18 protein-coding genes are annotated in these 19,095 nt (G+C 71.9%); 6 read left to right on the top strand and 12 right to left on the bottom strand.

The genetic code is table 11. The features are described from left to right. Nucleotides 1–5 precede the first annotated feature (5 nt). Nucleotides 6–662 (top strand): ferredoxin Fer, encoded by a 657-nt coding sequence (gene fer, locus DVK05_RS06365; protein WP_121562566.1) that lies wholly within the window; start codon nt 6–8, stop codon nt 660–662. An 81-nt stretch (nt 663–743) separates the two neighbouring features. Here the strand turns inward: fer and DVK05_RS06360 are convergent, their stop codons facing one another. The 3 genes from DVK05_RS06360 to DVK05_RS06350 form a co-directional block, all read right to left on the bottom strand. Beyond that, nucleotides 744–1,325 (bottom strand): DoxX family protein, encoded by a 582-nt coding sequence (locus tag DVK05_RS06360; protein ID WP_121562565.1) that lies wholly within the window; start codon nt 1,323–1,325, stop codon nt 744–746. Between the two features lie 162 nt (nt 1,326–1,487). After that, the gene (locus DVK05_RS06355) at nt 1,488–3,680 is read right to left on the bottom strand and encodes an OB-fold nucleic acid binding domain-containing protein (RefSeq protein ID WP_121562564.1); all 2,193 of its coding nucleotides are present in this window, start codon (nt 3,678–3,680) and stop codon (nt 1,488–1,490) included. A 74-nt stretch (nt 3,681–3,754) separates the two neighbouring features. Then, nucleotides 3,755–4,366, bottom strand: a complete 612-nt coding sequence (locus DVK05_RS06350; RefSeq protein ID WP_121562563.1) for a YIP1 family protein — start codon at nt 4,364–4,366, stop codon at nt 3,755–3,757. Between the two features lie 164 nt (nt 4,367–4,530). Between DVK05_RS06350 and DVK05_RS06345 the strand changes: the two genes are divergently transcribed. Beyond that, complete coding sequence (locus DVK05_RS06345) at nt 4,531–4,998, top strand: type IV pilin (protein ID WP_121562562.1); 468 nt, start codon at nt 4,531–4,533, stop codon at nt 4,996–4,998. 81 nt (nt 4,999–5,079) lie between these two features. On the opposite strand, the gene DVK05_RS06340 is transcribed toward DVK05_RS06345, so the two are convergent. Together DVK05_RS06340 and DVK05_RS06335 are read right to left on the bottom strand one after the other, a co-directional pair. Further along, nucleotides 5,080–6,213, bottom strand: a complete 1,134-nt coding sequence (locus DVK05_RS06340; protein ID WP_121562561.1) for a Gfo/Idh/MocA family protein — start codon at nt 6,211–6,213, stop codon at nt 5,080–5,082. A gap of 25 nt (nt 6,214–6,238) precedes the next feature. Then, complete coding sequence (locus DVK05_RS06335) at nt 6,239–7,210, bottom strand: sugar phosphate isomerase/epimerase (protein ID WP_121562560.1); 972 nt, start codon at nt 7,208–7,210, stop codon at nt 6,239–6,241. 177 nt (nt 7,211–7,387) lie between these two features. On the opposite strand from DVK05_RS06335, the gene DVK05_RS06330 reads away from it, so the two are divergent. Next, a complete protein-coding gene (locus DVK05_RS06330) occupies nt 7,388–8,278 on the top strand; it encodes a PspA/IM30 family protein (protein ID WP_121562559.1) in 891 nt (296 codons plus the stop codon). Nucleotides 8,279–8,342: 64 nt separating this feature from the next. Here the strand turns inward: DVK05_RS06330 and DVK05_RS06325 are convergent, their stop codons facing one another. The 3 genes from DVK05_RS06325 to DVK05_RS06315 form a co-directional block, all read right to left on the bottom strand. Continuing rightward, nucleotides 8,343–9,389 (bottom strand): dipeptide epimerase, encoded by a 1,047-nt coding sequence (locus DVK05_RS06325; RefSeq protein WP_121562558.1) that lies wholly within the window; start codon nt 9,387–9,389, stop codon nt 8,343–8,345. Beyond that, nucleotides 9,386–10,444: a DUF1611 domain-containing protein gene (locus DVK05_RS06320; protein WP_121562557.1), complete on the bottom strand. Its 1,059-nt coding sequence runs from the start codon at nt 10,442–10,444 to the stop codon at nt 9,386–9,388. The genes DVK05_RS06325 and DVK05_RS06320 overlap by 4 nt, the downstream gene beginning before the upstream one ends. Nucleotides 10,445–10,964: 520 nt before the next feature. Next, the gene (locus DVK05_RS06315) at nt 10,965–11,282 is read right to left on the bottom strand and encodes a DUF5785 family protein (RefSeq protein ID WP_121562556.1); all 318 of its coding nucleotides are present in this window, start codon (nt 11,280–11,282) and stop codon (nt 10,965–10,967) included. Between the two features lie 127 nt (nt 11,283–11,409). Here DVK05_RS06315 and DVK05_RS06310 point away from each other — a divergent pair, with 127 nt between their 5' ends. After that, nucleotides 11,410–11,874 (top strand): hypothetical protein, encoded by a 465-nt coding sequence (locus tag DVK05_RS06310; RefSeq protein WP_121562555.1) that lies wholly within the window; start codon nt 11,410–11,412, stop codon nt 11,872–11,874. A 14-nt stretch (nt 11,875–11,888) separates the two neighbouring features. Here DVK05_RS06310 and fdhF read toward each other — a convergent pair whose 3' ends face one another. Beyond that, on the bottom strand, nt 11,889–14,030 hold the full coding sequence (fdhF, locus tag DVK05_RS06305) for a formate dehydrogenase subunit alpha (protein WP_121562554.1): 2,142 nt from the start codon (nt 14,028–14,030) through the stop codon (nt 11,889–11,891). Nucleotides 14,031–14,212: 182 nt separating this feature from the next. On the opposite strand from fdhF, the gene DVK05_RS06300 reads away from it, so the two are divergent. Then, on the top strand, nt 14,213–14,893 hold the full coding sequence (locus tag DVK05_RS06300) for a hypothetical protein (RefSeq protein ID WP_121562553.1): 681 nt from the start codon (nt 14,213–14,215) through the stop codon (nt 14,891–14,893). A gap of 2 nt (nt 14,894–14,895) precedes the next feature. Here the strand turns inward: DVK05_RS06300 and yqeC are convergent, their stop codons facing one another. Beyond that, a complete protein-coding gene (yqeC, locus tag DVK05_RS06295; RefSeq protein WP_121562552.1) occupies nt 14,896–15,627 on the bottom strand; it encodes a selenium cofactor biosynthesis protein YqeC in 732 nt (243 codons plus the stop codon). Nucleotides 15,628–15,747: 120 nt separating this feature from the next. Here yqeC and DVK05_RS06290 point away from each other — a divergent pair, with 120 nt between their 5' ends. Next, nucleotides 15,748–17,607 carry an aldehyde ferredoxin oxidoreductase family protein gene (locus DVK05_RS06290; protein WP_121562551.1) on the top strand — a complete coding sequence of 620 codons (1,860 nt, stop codon included), beginning with the start codon at nt 15,748–15,750 and terminating at the stop codon, nt 17,605–17,607. Nucleotides 17,608–17,655: 48 nt separating this feature from the next. Here the strand turns inward: DVK05_RS06290 and DVK05_RS06285 are convergent, their stop codons facing one another. Next, nucleotides 17,656–18,039, bottom strand: coding sequence for a hypothetical protein (locus tag DVK05_RS06285; RefSeq protein WP_121562550.1), 384 nt, complete (start codon nt 18,037–18,039; stop codon nt 17,656–17,658). After that, a complete protein-coding gene (locus DVK05_RS06280) occupies nt 18,036–19,073 on the bottom strand; it encodes an Mrp/NBP35 family ATP-binding protein (protein WP_121562549.1) in 1,038 nt (345 codons plus the stop codon). Before DVK05_RS06280 ends, DVK05_RS06285 begins: the two co-directional genes overlap by 4 nt. Nucleotides 19,074–19,095: the final 22 nt, after the last annotated feature.

The raw sequence follows: 19,095 nt of genomic DNA, 5'->3' as shown, positions 1-19,095 counted from the left end.
TCTGAATGGTCTCCCCGTTCGAGGTGTTGGAGGTCGACGAGGACGCCGACGACGACGCGATCGAACGGGCCTACCGCGAGCGCGTCAAGCGGGCGCACCCGGACCAGGGCGGCTCGATCGACGAGTTCCAGCTCGTGCGTCGCGCCTACCGGGAGCTGTCCGAGCGCGACGGGGACGGCGACGGGGGCGACGACCGGGCCGACCCGGCGGACGTGGACCTCACGAAGGGGGAGGACGCGCGCGAGCCCGCCTCGACCCGCGTCGAGTTCCTCGACTACGAGGCCGTCGTCGACTACGGCTGGTCGCTCGACGACGACGAGCTGTTCCGGAAGGCCGGCCACGCCGACCTCGGCCCCGACGCCCACGGTCGGCTGCTGGTCCACCCCGACGAGAGCCTCTTAGAGGCGGCCGAGCGGAGCGGCTTCGCGTGGCCTTTCTCCTGTCGCGGCGGCGCCTGCGCGAACTGCGCGGTGTACCTCGCGGAGGGGGAGCTCTCGCAGCCGACCGACCACATCATGCCCGAGGACTTGGCCGAGCGCGGCTTCCGGCTCTCCTGTAACGGCTACCCGCTGACCGACGAGCTGTCGGTCGTGTTCAACGTGAAACAGCGCCCGGAGCTCGACGACCTGATCCTCCCGCCCGGCCCCTTCACGCGCCGCTGAGCGCGGATCGCGCGCCGCAAAAATCACCGTGGCGGACCGCGGCTCGCCGACCGCCGGCGACCGCGGGTGACGCCGGTTCCTTCACCCCAGCAGATACCGGAGCGCCGGCGTGTTCCGAACCAGCTCCGTCTCCTCTAACGCCCGGTCGATCCCGACGATCCGGCCCGCGCCCCAGGCGCCGAGGCCGAACAGGATCAGTAGATACACGAGCGAGCTGTCGACGAAGTAGCCGTGCGCGACCGGGAACCCGTCCATGAGTCCGCCCTGCCACGCGGCGGTCCAGAACATCGACATCATGATCGCGCCCATCAGCGCGGCGAACCGGAAGAGGACGCCGAACAGCAGCGCCAGTCCGATCAGGATCTGTCCGAACACGACCATCGGGTCGATGATCGCCGCGTAGTCCGCGAAGAAGAGGAACAGCCCCTGGAGCGGGTTGGCGTCCGCGACGGCGTTCTGGAGGAACCCGACCGAGCTCCACGCGAGCGGGTCGGCGAGGCCGCCCTCGAACAGCTTCGACAGCCCCGCCTGGAGGAACACCCACGCCATCACGACCCGGAGCCCGAGCATCGAGTACGCGAGCCAGGTCTCCGAGTAGTTGAAGTCCACGTTGCGACCGAGCAGGTCCGCGCGAAGCGTCCGTTCCGACGGTTGTGTTGCCATTGTGTAACACCTCACGTGAGGAAGTCCCATACACCAGCAATAATCTACCGGCGGACCCGATGCTCGTCGGTTCTACGCGGAACTTATTCTAAAACTAACGAACATATTCGGCCGGTTCGACGGTCGAGGGCGGGGACGCCCCGTCCGAACCGGCCCGGCGGCTCAGAACGACTCGGCGACGGCGGCGACGACGGCGTCCTCGACCGCGTCGCGCTCGCCGGAGAGGAACTCGATTTTGCCCTCGCGGACGCCGGCGGTCGCGATGTCGGCGTTCGGCGCGAGCTCGGCGGCGCGCTCGGCCACGTCGCGGACGGAGACGTCCGCAGTCGTGCGCACGTACAGCTCGTCGGTGCCGACGCCGACCGTCGCGAACGGCTCGCCGTCGGCGCGGCGCCGGTGGAGGTCGTCGAGCAGGAGCGGCGTCGGCGGGAAGTCGTAGCGGTGGGTGTAGCCGTCGGTGTCGAGCAGCGCGAACTCGACGCCGTCGACCGCCTCGGTCACGACGTTCGCGTCCGCGGTCTGGATCTCCGTCTCCAGCTTCTCGCGGAACTGCTCGGAGACGTGCGCCGCGAGGTTGCCGCCGTCCGAGAACAGGAGGTCAGCGATGAGCTCCCGCTTGTCCTGGTACGACTGGTAGTACGCCTCCAGCGCGACGGCCTCGCGGAGCTCCGCGACGCGCTCGGCGTCGTAGCCCGCGTCGCGGGCGAGGTCGACGTAGCGGTCGGGGGCGTCCGCCCAGTAGCTCACGGCGGGTAGGTGCCGCAGGTCCTCGCGGACCTCGCCGTTGATCGCCGACGCCAGCGAGGCGACGAGCGCGCCCGTCGAGAGCGTCTCGTCGCCGCCCACGTCGGACAGCTCCGGCGAGACGAGCGTGTCGACCGCGTCCCGGGTCTCCGGGTCCGCGACCGCGGCGTCGACGACGACCGCGTCGACCCCGTACACCGACAGCAGGTCGATGCCGTCGGCGGACTCGGTCGTCGAGCCCGCGCCGACGAGCAGGAAGAGGGGGAGCTTCTCGTCGTGGCGGTCGCGGTCCTGGAGCATCCGCGTCGCGTCGTTGGTGGCCGCGTCCATCCCGTACACCGGCTCGTCGAGCGGGCGGCGGGTGAAGTAGTGGTACTCGGCGTCGCTCTTCGCGTGCTCGTCGCGGATCAGCGGGAGCACGGCGCGCTCGACCGCGGCGCCCGCGACGTAGCCGTCGGCGGTCGCCGGGTGACGGACGACGATCGGCCGCGATTCGAGGACCGCCCGGCGGACCGCCTCGGCCGCGTCGAGGAGGCCGTCGGCGAGTTCGGCGACCGTCTCGTCGCCGGCCAGCGGCTGGAGGCCCTCCGGCCGCGCCTCGTCCGTGAGCGCCTCGGCCAGGCGGCGGCGGACCGCCTCGGCCGCCTCGCCGTCGAGGAGGGCGAGCGCCTCGGACTCGACCTGGATGTCGCCGCGGTGGCTCTCGACTTCCCCGTCGACCCGCACCGCGTCGCCGACCTCGACGTCCGGGTGCGCCCGGACGCCCGGCTCGACGAACGCCGCCACGTCGACGGCGCCCGTCTCGTCGCTGACCTCGAACACCGTCGGGCCGCCGGTCTGACGGACGCCGACGACCTCGCCCTCGATCCGGACCACGTCGCCGACGGCGTCCCCGAGCGTCGCGATCGACACGCGCTCCGGCTCCGCGTCGTCCTCGTCGGCCTCGACCTCCGGCGTCGCCTCGTCGCCCGTGGTCGCGACGTCGTCGGTCTCGGGCTCTGCGGCCTCCGACTCGTCAGCGGCCTCCGTGTCGGCCTCCGTCTCGTCGGCGGATTCCGTGTCACCCTCCGCCTCGTCGTCGGGTTCTGCGGTCTCGGTGCCCGCGTCGGCCTCGGCGGGCTCTGCGTCGCCCTCGGCGGACTCCTCGACGGCCTCGTCGTCGCTCTCGTCGGTCGGTTCCGCTGTCTCGGCGGACTCATCGGTCGTCGGCTCGTCGTCGTCCGGGTCCTCGTCGGGGAGGTGTTCCCCGGAGGACTCCTGGACGAGGACGCCGCGGAACTCGCGGTCGGCCTGTCGGATCGACCAGGCGAGGTCGACGTTGCCGTTGTCGCGGACGCCCTTCACCTGGACGAACACGTCGTCGCCCGGCTCCCAGCTGAGGCTGTCGAGTCGGCGGTCGAGCTCGGAGCGGTGGAGCAGCCCGGTGACGCCCGGCGCGAGGTCGACGAACACGCCGAACTCGGCGTACCCGTCGACGACGCCCCGGTAGAACCGGCTCGGAACCAGGTCTTCGGGGGAGTCGCCGCGGAAATCGAACACGACGTCCTCCTGGTGCGAGTCGCAGACGCGACCGCCCCCGACGTCGGTGCCACAGATGATACAGGATCCCATTTGAGTACACCGAGAGTCTCGGGCCTAAAACGGTTGTCGAAAGCCCGCTGGCGGCGGCGCGAGCGCCCGGCGCGTCACGCGCCGAGCAGCGTTCGCGCGGCGGCCACGGCGCGGTAGCCGACCCCGTAGCCGAGCGCGGCCGGCGGCACCGCGGCGACGGCCGTCCGGAGCGGCCCCAGCCCGTGGACTTCACGGAACCCGACGAACAGAAGCACCGCCGCGTACGCGCCGCAGACGACCCTGAGCTCCGGGATCGCCGGACCGGCCAGCGCCATCGGCGAGCTCGCGTACGCCACGGCCTGAACCGTCTCGCTCACGCCCCCGCGGTCCCGCAAGGCGAAGTGTCCGTCGGCGATCTCGACGCTCGCGACCACGACGGCGACGGTCGCCGCCGCCGCGGTCAGGTGGAGGCCGACCGGCGCCGCCAGCGCGACCACGACGAGGAAGACCACGGCCTGCGAGAGCAGGGGCGAGGAGGGGACGACGACGGGCATCGCGGCGGGGTCCGACGCGATCCACCCGAGCGTGAACGCCGCGGCGACCGCCACCGCGAACGTCAGCGCGGGCGCCTGGTCGCCGGGCGTGATCCCGTTCGCGAACGCCCGCCGCGGCCGGACGAGCACCTCGGCCCACGTGCGCGCTATCCCCCGCAGGCCGCGGGGTCGACCGCCCGACGAACCGCTCATCCGAGAGGTCACGAGGGTAGTTCGACCGCGCGGAATAACCCGTTTCCGGTTCGGTCCCGTCCGCGGAGTCGGCCCGTGCGTTCGGGGGAGGCCGCCTCCAAACTTATCAGCGCTGATACGCGGCGCGCAAACCCTTATATCGGTCCTCTCTGACTGTCGCTCGAATGGCCGCGTTCAGCAACGACGAGCGAGGGTTCACCCCGCTGGCGGGGACGGGGCTGCTGGTCGGGGTCGTCGTGCTGCTGCTCGCTCTCGTCGGCGCGGCGGTGTTCGGGCTCATCGACGGGGTCGCCCCGCCGGACGCCGAGTTCGAGGGACAACAGCAGAACGGCTCCCTCGTCGTCGTCGCGCTCGGCCCCGAGCCGGTGCCGGCCGAGGAGCTGTACGTCCGCGGCGAGGACCCGGACGGCAACGTCCAGTTCGGCGCGTGGCCCGGCGACGGGATCGTCAGACCGGGCGATCAGGTCGTCGTGCCCAACGCGACCGGCAACGAGAACTTCGAGGTCGTCTGGGAGCCCGTGGCGTTCGACACCCGCGAGACGCTCGGCAGCTACAACGGCGAGGACTCCGCGATACAGGAGTGGAGCGAGGAGAACGGGGGCGCCGCCGCGGGCGGCGCCGTGGGCGTCTGAGGCCGGTCGGCGTTCGACCCCCGGGCGACGCCCGCCCGCGACCGCTCACTCGACCGCGACCGCTCACTCGACCGCGACCGCTCACTCGACCGCGACCCGCTCGCCGCGCTCGTCGGCGCGCTGGATCGCCGCGAGGACTTTCTGGACCTCGTACCCGTCTTCGAACGACGGCTCGAACGACCGCCCCTCGGCGACCGCCGAGAGGAACTCGTAGCTCTCGTGAACGAACGTGTGCTCCCACCCGATCACGTGTCCGGGGGGCCACCAGCGGTCGACGTACGGGTCCGACTCCTCGGTGACCAGCACCGTCTCGTAGCCGCGGTTCCCCTCGCGGAGGACCTCCAGTTCGTTGAGCCGCTCCAAGGAGAACTTCAGGCTCCCCTCCGTCCCGTGGACCGCGACCGTGTGGTCGTTCTTGTGGCCCGCGGCGACGCGGCTCGCCTCGAAAGTCCCGGTCGCGCCCGACTCGTAGGCGACCTGCGCGCCGTACGCGTCGTCGACGGTCACGTCGCGGTACTCGGTCACCTCCCCGTCCTCGTCGTAGACCGGGCGCTCGTCGACGAACGTCGTCAGGTGTCCGGAGACGCGATCGATCCCGCCGACCCGGTCGCCGACGAGGAAGTCCGCGAGGTCGATGGTGTGGGCCCCGAGGTCGCCGAGCGCGCCCGACCCCGCCATCTCGGCGTCCATCCGCCACGCCCACGGCGCTTCCGGGTCGACGAGCCAGTCCTGGAGGTACCGCCCGCGGACCTGTCGGATCTCGCCGAGTTCGCCGTCCTCGATCAGCCCCTTCGCGTGCCGGATCGCGGGGACGAACCGGTAGTTGAACGCGGTCCCGGCGGTGACGCCCGTCGCCGCGGCGGCGTCGCGCATCGCCGCCGCCTCCTCGACCGTCGGCGCGAGCGGCTTTTCACAGAGGACGGGGACCCCGGCTTCGAGGGCCGCGATCGACGGCTCGGCGTGGACGTGGTTCGGCCCGAGGTTGTAGAGGACGTCTACCTCGTCGATCACCGCCTCCCAGTCGGTCGCGGTGTTCGCGAAGCTGAACCGCTCCGCCGCCTCGGCCAGCGCTTCCTCGTCGCGCCCGACGAGCGTGTGCCGCTCGACCTCGGGCGCGTCCGGGAAGAACATCGGGAGCCGCGCCAGCGCGTTCGCGTGCGCCCTACCCATGAATCGATACCCCAGTACGCCGATCCGCAGTGGTTCGTCGGTCATTGTCGTGGATTCCTCGGTCGCCGCCTCACTCCGCCCAGTACGCGTCGCCCGGCTCCGTCTCGAAGACCGCGCGGTCGAGCACGTCGACCGCCTTCTCTAACCCCTCGCGCGCCGAGGTGAGCGAGTCCTCGTGTTCGATCGACAGCGCGCCCTCGTAGCCGACCATCCGGAGCGTCGAGACCACGTCCTTCCAGTGCTCCTCGCCGTGCCCGTAACCGATCGAGCGGAACAGCCACGAGCGGTCGGCCTCCTCGGCGTAGCCCGTCGTGTCGAGGACGCCCTTCACGCGCGAGTTGGCCTCGTACACCCGCGTGTCCTTCGCGTGGACGTGGTGGATCGCGTCGCGCTCGCCCAGGAACCGGATCGCCTCCGTCACGTCGATCCCCTGCCAGTAGAGGTGCGAGGGGTCGAAGTTGGCGCCGATCCGCTCGTTGGTGGCCTCGCGCAGCGCGGCCATTCCGGTCGGCTCGTAGACGAGCATGTTCGGGTGCATCTCGATCGCGACGTCGACGCCGTGGTGCGCGGCGTGTTCCGCCAGGTCGCGCCAGTACGGGACCGCCACCTCGTCCCACTGGTAGTCGAGCGCGTCGGCGTGCTCGGTCGGCCACGGCGCGGTCACCCAGTTCGGCGTCGAGTCGCCGGGCGCCCCCGCGGGGAGCCCGGAGAAGCAGGTCACCGCGTCGACGCCGAGCAGGTCGGCCAGCTCGATCGCCTCGCGCAGCTCGCGGTCGGCCGCCGCGGCCCGCTCCTCGTCCGGGTGGAGCGGGTTGTTGTGGGTCGCCAGCGCGGAGATTCGGAGCCCGTGCCCGTCGAGCAGGCGGAGCAGCTCGTCGCGCGCCTCCCCGTCGCCGAGGAGCCGCTCGCGGTCGACGTGGTCCTCGCCGGGCCAGCCGCCGACGCCGAGTTCGACGGCGTCGACGCCGAGGCCGTCGAGGTACGCGGCCGCGTCGCCGATCGGTTCGCCGCCGAGGGGGACGGTCAGCACGCCGATGTCCATGCGCGGGCCTACACCGACGCCCCCGATAAGTGTTCAGGGAGCGTCGCCGGGCGGGGCCTCGGCCGCTCGACCGGCGGCCGCGCGGCCGTCCCTGTGACCGGCCGTTCCCGCCCCGCACCGCGTCGCTCCACCGCGAACCGCATGAGGTTTTAACGGGTGGAACGCGTATGACGGGATATGGGAATCCTCTCGCGCGCCTCCTACGTCGTCCGCTCGAAGGTGAACGCCCTCCTCAACCGGGCCGAAGACCCGACGGAGTCGCTCGACTACTCGTACGAACAGATGCGCGACGAGCTCCAGGACGTAAAACAGGGGATCGCCGACCTGACGACCCAGAAGAAGCGCCTGGAGATCCAAAAGCGCAAGCTCGAAGAGAACGTCGAGAAGCACAACCGCCAGGCCCGCGAGGCGGTCCAGCAGGACCGCGACGACCTCGCGCGGAAGGCCCTCGAGAAGAAGAAGTCGAAGATGAACCAGATCGAGGAGCTGGAGGGCCAGATCGCCGAGCTGAACAACACCCAGGAGCAGCTCGTCGAGAAGAAGAACAAGCTCCAGAACCGCATCGAGGAGTTCCGCACGAAGAAGGAGACGATGAAGGCGCGCTACGAGGCGGCCGAGGCCTCCTCCCGCGTCTCCGAGGCCATGACCGGCGTCGGCGACGAGATGGAGGACGTGAGCCGCTCCATCGAGCGCGCCGAGGAGCGCACCGAGGAGATGGAGGCGCGCGCGGAGGCGATGGACGAGCTGGAGGACTCCGGCGCCTTCGAGGACGCGCTCTCCGACAAGGACAGCATCGACCGCGAGCTGGAGAGCCTCTCGACGGACAGCGAGGTCGACGCCGAGCTGGAGACGCTCAAGGGCGAGCTCGGGAAGGGCGAATCGGCCGACGACGGCGACGCCGCCGTCAGCGACGAGGACGTCGACGCCGAGCTGGCGGACATCGAGTCGGAGATCGACGCGGACGACCTCGAAGCCGACCTCGACGGTGATTCGAGCGCCGACCTCGACGAGGAGCTCGACGTCGAGTTAGAGGAGTCGGAGTCCGACGCGGACGAGCAGCGGAACTGAGGTCCCGTCCCGCCCGCGGTCGGTCCCCGCGGTCCCCGCCTCCCGATTCCCGTTTCCGAGCCGTTCAGTCCGAGGCCAGGCGCGCGCCGGTCCCCGCGCGGTCCTGGTCGGCGAGTCGGATCTCCCCGTCGGTCAGGTCGACGCCCGCGTACGGGTCCTCGGCGAGCAGCAGCGAGCCGTCGAGGTCGGCGTAATCGAGGAGCGGCGCGAGCTGCGCGGCGGCCGCGATGGAGGCGTTCGACTCGATCATACAGCCGCACATCACCTCTAAGCCGTGGGCCCGCGCGGCGGCGATCAATCGCCGCGCCTCCGGGAGGCCGCCGGCCTTCATCAGCTTCAGGTTCGCGATGTCGCAGCGGTCGGCGATCGTGGGCACGTCCGCCGCGGTGACGCAGGACTCGTCGGCGGCGATCGGGAGCTCGGACCGCTCGTAGACGTAGCGGAGCCCCTCGGGGTTCTCGGCGGGGACCGGCTGCTCGACGAACTCCACGTCGCGGTCGGCGAGCCACGCGCTCTTCGCGACCGCCTCCTTCGGCGTCCACGCCTCGTTGGCGTCGACGCGGAGCCGGGCGTCGGGCGCGGCGTCGCGGACCGCGTCGATCAGCTCGCGGTCGCGGTCCGTGCCGAGCTTGATCTTCAACACGTCGTACCCGGCCGCGACGGCGTCGGCCGCCTTCTCGCGCACGCGGTCGGTCTCGTCGAGCCCGACCGTGAACGAGGTCTTCGGCGCGTCGCTCGGGTCGAGGCCCCACAGGCGGTAGAGCGGCACGCCGAGCCGCTTCGCCGCGAGGTCGTGGACGGCGATCGAGACGGCGCAGCGGGCGGCGGGGTTGCCGTTCACCACCTCCCGGAGCTCGGACTCGATCTCGCGGATCGCGTGGGGGTCGCCGACGCGCTCGACCGCGTCGAGGAGCGCCGGCAGCACCGCGGTCACGGTGTCGGCCGTCTCTCCGTAGTGGGCCGACGGCGCAGCCCCGCCGACCCCGGTCATTCCCGCGTCGTCCGTGATCCGAACGACCACGTTCTCCGCCTCGGTCTGCGTCCCCCGCGAGATGGTGAACGGGTCGTCGAGCGGCAGCGAGACCCGCTCGAACTCGGCGTCGAGGCTCATCGGCCGCCGAGCCCCGCGTCGACGATTCCGTCCACGATCCGCTCCGCGCCGTCGCGGACGGGGTCGGCGGCCGGGACGCCGACCGCGTCGCCGAACTCGGTCACGGCCTCGGCGGCGGCCGCGTCGTCGCTCACGTCCTTCGTGTTGAGCGCGCCGGCGACGACCGCGGTCTCGCGGACCGGCGCCGCGAGGTCCTCGTAGAGGTCGACGTAGTCGGCCAGCGGCGGGAGGTCGAACGACTCGTAGCCGTGGACGACCTCGCGGCCCGCGGCGTGACAGAGGACGAGGCCGTCCGCCATCGACCCGTGGAGGATGCCGCAGGTGACGGCCGAGTAGGCGGGGTGGACGATGCTCCCCTGTCCCTCGACGACGAGCAGGTCGTGGTCGTCGCCGACCTCGACGAGCATCTCCTCGACGGCGCCCGCGGTGAAGTCGGAGACGACGCGGTCGATCGGGTTCCCCCAGCCCGCGATCATGATCCCGGTCTGTCCGGTAGGGACGAACGCGGCGTCGATGCCGCGCTCGCGGGCGGCGGCGACGATCTCCAGCGAGGCGGTCATCTTCCCGACCGAGCAGTCGGTCCCGACCGTGAGCACCACGTCGGCGTCCACGTCGCCGGACGCCCCGGTCGCCACGCTGAGGTCGTCGTCGGGCTTCCGCACGTCGATCAGGTCGACGCCTTGCTCGGCGGCCAGCGCGGCCAGGTCCTCGTCCTCGTTCAGGAAGTAGTGGAGGCCGCTCACCACGTCGCAGCCGGCCTCGATCGCGGCCTCGACGTCCGCGCGCCACGACTCGTCGAAGCCGCCGCCGATCGGCGCGATGCCGATGTATAAGGCGTCGAGGTCGCCGTCGGCCGCGGCGTGCGCGTCCGCGAACGACGAGACGATCGGCGCGTCGGAGACGTCGGCGACGTGGTCCGCCACGCGGTCGCCGGCGCGGTCGCGGTCGAGGACGGCGCACACCTCCTGGTCGCCGTAGCGCAGCACGCCGAGTGCGGTCTTCGCGCGGTCGGGGAACTTCTCGTGGGCGAGGACGGCGATCCGCTCGTTGTCCATGATGGGTCGCTCGCCCCGGGAGTTCTTAAAAGAGTCGAGGGTTGACCGGGCGATCGACTCGACCGCGCCGATTCCGTCCGACGAGATCCGAACGACAGCTGCGACACTTACAACCGAACTGCGGTGGCGCGTGCCGACGAGCGGCCGAAAGGCCGCGAGGAGCACGCGCGAGGGACGCGGTGAGCGCTCGAAGAGCGCGAACCGCGAGGCTGGGGAGGTGTGAGGCTGCGGTTGCGGTGCGGAGCGGGGCGGGACTCAAAGGGGCAGTCGCGAGGGCGAAGCCCGGCGACGCAAGCACTGGAACGAGGGAGCGTCAGCGACCGAGTGAAGCGCGTGGTTCGAAACGGCTTCGCCGTTTCGTCATCACGAGACGCCTCCGGCGTCTCGAACGACAGCGAGCCGCGCAAGCCCTCGCGACTGGGGCTTTGGAGGTGTTTCCCGTCGCTCCGTCAGCAGCTATCTATAAACGACCGACTGGCGACTACTCAAAAGGAACGACAGCGGACTCGAAAAACCCGTCTCAAGCGCTGCCGTCGACGAACTGGTCGGCGCCCTCGTAGAACCAGTAGCCGTTCTCGCGCATCGCCCGGCCGAGTTCCTGGTGGAACTCGACGAAGTCCGCGAACTCCTCCTTCTCGACGTGCTCGAAGATCTCCTCGACGGAGACGACCGTCTCGAAGTCGATCCGGATCGGGTGGTCGCCGTACTGCTCGACGTACTCAGCGGCCGTGAGCGGGAAGTCCTCCTCCTCGTCGATCTTCTTCGCGAGCACGGCGTGGCCGTACTGCCGCATGCCCTCGCTCCCCTGCTCGCCGTCGGGGTCGTGTGGCCAGTCCATGTGGGGAAGTTCGCCGGATCGGGGATAGTGGTTTCGGATGCGGCGGTGGCGGCCGGCCGCACTCCGCGCGGCTCCACACCCCGACCGGCGCACAAGACACTTCACGCCGCTCCGCGTCGCCCTCGGCATGCGCCGCAGAGCCCTCCTCGCGTCCGCGGCCGCCGCTTCGACCGCCTCCGTCGCGGGCTGTCCGACCCCGCCGTGGACCGACGACCCCACCGAAATCGACGGCGCCGACGTGACGTTCCGGCGCGAGCACGACGGCGAGATCGACGCTCCCGGCGGCGGGAACGACGTCGCCGAGGTCCGCCGCCGCCTCAACGAGGACCCGCCGCGGCTGGTCGTGGCGGGCTCGCTCCTCGACGGCCCCCGGAGCTGCTACCGCGTCACGCTGTTCGAGGCCGCGCTCGACGAGGGGACGCTCCGCCTCCGGATCGTCGCCGAGGACGACCCCGATTCGGACGTCGACCGCTGTTCGGACGTCGCCGAACCCCACCCGTACTCGGTCGCCGTCGCGTTCCCCGAGACACCCGTTCCGGAGCGCGTCGTCGTCCGACACGGCGACGAGGCGGTGCTGGAAGAGACCGTATAAAAAGCGGCCGTCGCTCAGTCGTCGGCGGACGCCGCGTCGTCGCCCGCGGCCTCGATCCCGACCTCTATCTCCGCGGCCGCGGCCTTGTACTCCGGAATCTTGGCGCGCTCGTCGAGCACGTCGTTGGTGAGTCGGTTCGCGGAGGCGGCCGCGAAGTGCGGCGTGGTCCAGACGACGCCCTCCTTGATGTCCTCGGTCACGTCGGCGCGGACGGTGATCTCGCCGCGCCGGGACTTCAGCGTCACGTGGTCGCCGTCCTCGATCCCGTACCGCTCGGCGTCGTTCGGATGGACGTCGACGAAGTTCTCCGGGCGCTGCTTCGAGAGCGTCGGCGAGCGGCGGCTCATCGTCCCGGTGTTGTAGTGCTCCTCGAGCCGCGCCGTGGTCAACACGAGCGGGTACTCCTCGTCTGGGGTCTCCTTCGGCTCCTGGTGGACGACGCCCTCGATGCGGCCGAGGCCGTCGTCGGTCTCGAAGGAGTCCTCGTAGAGGAACGAGTCGCCCTCGTCGCCCTCCTCGTAGCAGGGCCAGTGGATCCCGGTCTCGCCGAGCGCGTCGTAGGTCATCCCGTGCATGATCGGGCACACCTCGCGCAGCTCCTCGAACACCTCCTCGGGCCCGTCGAAGTCGAACTCGTCGCCGTCGAACAATCGCGTCCCGACCTCACAGAGGATGTCGAGGTCGTGGCGCGTGTTCTCGTGGACCTTGTGGACGCCGCGCATGCGCTGGACGCGGCGGTCGGTGTTGGTGACGGTGCCGTCGCGCTCGGCCCACGTCGTCGCCGGGAGGACCACGTCCGCGAGCTCTGCGGTCTCGGTCATGAAGATGTCCTGGACCACCATGAAGTCGAGCTCCTCGCGGAACCGGCGCTCCGTCTCGTTGCCGTCGGGCTCGCTCATGATCGGGTTCTCGCCCATGACGTAGAGCCCGTGGACGGTGTCGCCGATCGCGTGGGAGATCTCGACATTCGTCAGCTCGGGCTCTTCCGGGACCTCGAAGCCCCACACCTCCTCGACGCTCTCGCGCGCCTCGTCGTCGTCGACGAGCTGGTACCCCGGCAGGACGTTCGGCATCGCGCCCACGTCGCAGGTGCCCTGGACGTTGTTCTGCCCGCGCAGGGGGTTGACGCCGGTACCGGGCCGGCCGAGGTTCCCCGTCACGAGCGCGAGGTTGATCTCGTTCTGGACGTTGTCGACGCCGCAGGTGTGCTGGCTCATCCCCATCCCGGTGAAGATGGCGGCGTCGTTCGCCATCGCGTACTTCTCGGCGGCGAGCTCGATGTCCTCCAGCGGGACGCCGCACTCCTCGGCGGCCGCCTCCACGTCGAAGTCCGCCAGCGTCTCCTTCAGGTGGTCGAACCCCTTCGTGCGCTCTTCGACGAACGCCTCGTCGATCCAGCCCGCGTCGGGCTCCTCCTCGTGGCGCTCTAAGATCGTCTTGAGGACGACGTTCAGGAGCGGGATGTCGGTGCCGGGCTTCAGCTGGAGGTGCATGTGCCGGTCGGTCTCGTCGATCTCGAACGACCGGGTGGTCTTGTTCGCGTGCGGGTCGACCTGGATGACGGTCGCGCCCTCCAGGACGGCCTGCCGGAAGTACTGGCTGTTGGCGATCGGGTGCTGCTCGCCGGGGTTCGCGCCCTGGATCCACAGCACGTCCGCCGAGTCCTCCAAGTCGGCCATGCTGTTCGTCATCGCGCCCATGCCGAGGCTGGTGCGCAGCGCCCAGACGGTGGAGGCGTGGCACATCCGCGTGCAGTTGTCCACCTGATTCGTTCCGTACCGCCGCGCCAGCTTCTGGATGAGGTAGTTCTCCTCGTTGAACGTCTTCGAGGAGCCGAAGAATCCCATCCCGTCCGGACCGTGCTCCTCGCGGATCGACCTCATCTCGTCGACGACGCGGCCGAGCGCCTCCTCCCAGGTCGCCTCGCGGAACTCGCCGTTTTCCTTGATCAGCGGCTCCGTCAGTCGGTCCTCGTGGTCGACGACCTGCGTCGCCGCGCCGCCCTTGATACAGACGCTCCCCTCGTTCACCGGCGCGTCGCCCCACGGCATGAAGCGCATCTCGCCCGGCTCGTCGCCTTCGAGCACGCGGATCCCACACCCCACGCCGCAGTACGGGCAGATCGTCTTCGTCGCGTCGTCCGGTTCACTGGACATCCGTCTCACCGCCCGTCTGTGAGCACATACCACACGATTCGCCGTTCGTCTCATCAGTGTATCGGTGGTCCCCCGGTCCGGACGACGCGGACGCTCGGGGCGCACCGACCGATCCGGCGTCGCGGCCCGGCCCGTGCGGCCGAGACGAACGTTCATCCGTCTCACCGCCGTACCGCGAGGCGATGGACCTGAGCGAGTCGACCGTCCGGGACCGCGCCCGGGCGTACGCGGAGACGGAGCCGCTGTACGACGTGGAGCGCCAGCACGTCGAGACGGTCCCGAAGACGTTCGCGGGCGACGAGTACGGGCGCCGCGACGCCCAGTGGATCGTCCGGTGGTACTTCCGGCGGTACCTCGGCGAGTACCCGGACCGGGAGCGGCGGGAGCGCGAGGACGCCTTCCGCGACAACGACTTCGGCGACGTGATCGACGCGCTCGACGCCGCTGTCGACGCGCTCGGCGCCGGGGATCCCGATGGGGACGCCCCGGCCGACGAGGACCCCGATGGGGACGCTCGCGCCGACGAGTGCCGCGACAAGGACGCCCCCGCCGACGGGGAGCGCGACATCGACGCCGCCCTCTCGGCGCTCACCGCGCTCGACGGCGTCGACGTCGCGGTCGCGTCCGCCTTCTGTCAGTTCCTCGCCCCCTCGCGGTTCGTCGCGATCGACCGCCGGACCTGGGCGGTGCTGGCCGCGGCCGGCGAGCTCGACGGCGACTATCCGGACTCGCCGGCGGCGGCCGACTACCGGCGGTTCGACGACGCCTGCCGAGCCGTGATGAACCGGACCGGCGTCGACGCGTGGACGCTGTACCGGGCGCTGTGGCGGTCGTTCGAGGAGGTCTCCGGAGGGGGTCCGTAGCGTTACTCGACGACTTCGACGACCGGGTCGTCCGCGATCAGGCGCGTGAGGAGGACGCGCGGCACGTCGGCGCGGTGGAGGATCTCTCCGGCGACCGCCTGCGCCGCGGCGGCGTCCGCGTCGTCGTCGACCTTGTTCACGACCGGAATCGCGGTCGCGCCGCTGGGCACGCCCTTCAGCCCGCCAGCCGGGCTCGCGAGGACGGTCGCCACGTCGGCGGGGCGGATCTCCGACCCCACCTCGCGACCGGTGATCGCGGCGACCTCCTCCGGCCGGTGGACGAGGTCGTCGGTGAGGGGCTCGCCGACGACGTGCGCGCTCGCGATCGGGACGACGACGTCCGCGTTCGACGGGATCTGCGGCTCGCGCTCGCCGGGGGCCTTGAACTCGCGGAGGCGCGCCCCGTCGGCCTTCACGAGCGTCGCGCCGGGCGCGGCGTCTGCGACCTCCGCGACGGTCGCGGTGTCGTACCCGAGGTATCGGTCCGACCGGTCGCGCTCGGGGACCAGCCCCAGCGGCCAGTCGTCCTCCCCGACCTCGTCGAGCGCGGCCACGGGGTCCTCGGTCACCCGCACCGCGGCGACGCGGTCGTCGAAGATCGGTATCCGGACGCTCGCGGTCACGACCGCCCGGTCGAGCCGGTCGGCGAGCGCGAACAGCGTCGACTTCTTGCCGCCCGCGCCGACGACGCAGAGGGTCGCGTCGCGGGCGTCGAGCGCGGTCGTCAGGTCCATGCCCGGCCGTTCGCCCGCCGCCGGGGTCACTCTAACGGTGGGTCGAGCGGGAGGCGGTCGGGCGGGTCTCAGCCCGCACGGCGAACAGATTGATACGTCTCCGCCGCGCAGAGCGCCTGAATGAGTCGGAGCCGCACCCGCGTCCTCCGGGTCGACCTCTCGGCGGGCGAGACCGCCCGCGAGCGCGTCCCTGAGGGGTGGCGGCGCGACTACGTCGGCGGGAAGGGGCTTGGCGCGCGCTATCTCTACGAGGAGCTGTCGCCGGGGACCGACCCGACCGGCCCGGGGAACGTCCTCGCGCTCCTCGTCGGGCCGCTCGCGGGCTACCTCCCGGGCGAGACGCGCTACGCCGCCGTGACGAAGTCCCCGCTCACCGGCGGCTTCCTCGACTCGTACGCCGGCGGCGACTTCGCCGACCGGCTCGCGGGCTCGCTCGGCGACTGCCTCGGCCTGCTCGTGACGGGGGCCGCGGACCGCCCGGTACGAATCGAGGTCGAGGGGGGTCGCGCCCGGATCGAGCCGAGCGACGCGTGGGGCGACGACGCCGCCGAGACGGCCGCGCGGTTCCCGGACGCCGGCGTCGCCTGCGTCGGCCCGGCGGGGGAGCGCGAGGCGGCCTACGCGACGGTCGCGAGCGACGGCGGCGACCACCACGCCGGCCGCGGCGGCGCCGGCGCGGTGATGGGATCGAAGCGGCTGAAGGCGGTCGTCGCCCGCGACCCGCCGCCCGCGGTGCCGGACGACCTCGCCGCGCTCCGCGACCGCGACGCCGCGGCGTACGGCCGCGATCCGACCGGCGAGTGGCAGGCGGCCGGGGAGACGGTCGAGACGGTCGACTACGCCGACGAGGTCGGGATCCTCGCGGCGGAGGGGTGGACGGCGACCGGCTTCGACGGCGCCGACGACATCGGCGTCGAGGCCGCGCTGGAGCGCGCGACGGGACGCGAGGGCGAGGATCAGCCCGTCTCAGGCGGCTTCCGAATCGACACTCCGGACGGCGAGGTGGTCCCGCGCGGCGCGGCGCCGATCACGCTCGGCGCGGGGCTCGGGATCGACGACTTCGACCGCGTCGTGGAGCTCTGCGGGGTCTGCGACCGGCTCGGCCTCGACGTGATCGGCGCGGGCAACGCGGTCGCGTGGGCGGTCCGCGCGGGCGAGGCGGGGGTCGTCGACTGCCCCGTCTCGTTCGGCGACGCCGACGGCGCGGAGCGGCTGCTGGACTCGATCGCGGCCCGCGATCCGGTGCCCGGACTCGCCGTCGACCCGGACCTGCCGGACGCACTCGCCGACGGGATCGACGCCGCCGTCGACCGGTTCGGCGGCGCGGCCCTCGTGCCCACGGTGAAGTCGATGGCGCTGCCGGGGTTCGACCCCCGCGCCGCCGTCGGGGTCGCGCTCGCGTACGCGACGAGCGACCGCGGCGCGTGCCACCGCCGCGCGCGGCCGCAGGACACCGAGCCCCTCGCCCGCCCCGACCGCTCTCCCGCCGATCAGGTGCGGGACGTGGTTGGCGAGCAGAACGCCCGCTCCGCGCTGTGGAGCCTCGTCGTCGACGACTTCGTCGGCGAGGCGGTCGGGGCCGACCTCGGCGCGGAGTGGCTCTCGGCGGTCGACCACCCCGCTGTCGACACCGCCGGGCGCGGCGACGACGCCGCGGACGACCCGGTCGACGCGCTCGCGAGGACCGGCGAGCGGATCTGGACGCTCGCGCGGCTGTTCAACGCTCGTGAGGGGTTCGACCGCGCGGACGACGCGCTCCCCGAGCCGCTCCGCACGCCCGCCGCGGACGGGACGCCCGGGGTCGACGCCGACGCCTTCGACCGCCTGCTGGACCGCTACTACGCCGCGCGGGGCTGGGGCGAGCGCGGCCTCCCGACGCCCGAGACGCTCGACCGCCTCGGCCTCGCGGGGGTCGCCGACGACGCGACTCCGCTCGACGAGCGGCCGATCGACCCCGCGGCGGCCCGTTCGGACGACTAACGGGCGGAGGAGAGCGGGCACCGACCGCCGACCGCGGGCCGGGGCGGCTCAGCGACGCAGCCCGCCTTCCGACTTGATCCGCATGATGTGCCGGACGTTGAGGTAGATCTCCTCGGGCGAGGTCTCCTCGTCCGAGTCGTACAGGTCCGACACGCGGTAGAGGATCGCCGAGAGCTGCTTGCTCTCGGAGCTGTCCCCGCGCACGTCCTCGGCGACCTCGCGGAGGAACTCGCGGACCTCCTCGTCCGCAGCGAACTCGCCGCCCCCCGCGTCCTCCGGCACGACCGGGTCGACGCCGGCGGCCGCGAGGGGGTCCTCGCGCTCGTCGCCGCTCGCGTCGCCGTCCGCCGCGTCGGTCGTCTCGTCGTCCGCCGCGTCGGTCGTCTCGTCGTCCACCGCGTCGGTCGTCTCGTCGTCCGCCGCGTCGGTCATCGGTCCTCGCTCACCCCGCGGCGGCGCACGACGCCGGCGTTGTTCGCGACGTTCTCGACGAGCACCTTGAACGCGTCCGCGGTCTCGCCGTCCTCCAAGACGACCGGCTCGCCGTCGTCGCCGCCGGTGCGCACGTCGGGGTCGAGCGGGATGCCGCCGAGGAACGGGAGGTCGTGCTCCTGCGCGAGCCCCTTCCCGCCCCCGGAGCCGAATATCTCGTGGAAGCCGCCGCAGTCGGGACAGCGGAAGCCGGCCATGTTCTCCGCGATGCCGAGGACGTTCGTGTCGTGTTTGCCGAACATCCGGAGCCCCTTCACCGCGTCGTCGAGGGCCACGTCCTGCGGCGTCGTGACGATCACCGCCCCCGTCAGCGGCAGCGTCTGGAGGATGGTGAGCTGCGTGTCGCCGGTGCCCGGCGGGAGGTCCATCACGAGGTAGTCGAGGTCGCCCCACTCCACGTCCTCGACGAGCTGGGTGATGATCTTGTGGACCATCGGGCCGCGCCAGATCACGGGGTCGTCCTCGCCCGTGAGGAAGTCCATGCTCATCAGCTTCACCCCGAACCGCTCGGGGGGGACGATCGTCTCGCCGTCCGTCTCCGGCCGCTGTTCCGCCGACACCATCCGGGGCACGTTCGGCCCGTACACGTCGGCGTCGAACAGGCCGACGCGGGCGCCGAGCGCCGAGAGCCCGGCCGCGAGGTTCACCGCGACGGTCGACTTCCCGACGCCGCCCTTCCCCGAGGCGACCGCGATCACGTTCTGGACGCCCGGCAGGACCTGCTCGTCGGCCGAGAGGTCGTCGGGGATCGACGCCGACAGCTCCACGTCGAGGCCGGTGTCCGCGAGCGCGTCGCGCACGTCGTCGGCGATGGCCGACTCGGTCGGCGAGAAGGGGGCGCCGAGCGCGAGCGAGATCCGGGCGGTCCCGTCCGCGACCGCGACGTCGTTCACCAGCCCGAGCGAGACGATGTCGCCGCCGAGGTCCGGGTCGCGCACGTCCGCGAGCCGCTCCCGCACGTCCGATTCGTTCATGCCCGAGGGGAGGGCCGTGGGT

Source organism: Halorubrum sp. Atlit-8R, from assembly GCF_003666025.1.
GTDB lineage: Archaea > Halobacteriota > Halobacteria > Halobacteriales > Haloferacaceae > Halorubrum > Halorubrum salinarum.
The sequence above is the reverse complement of the archived record's forward strand: the minus strand, read 5'-3'. Positions and strand labels throughout refer to the sequence as shown.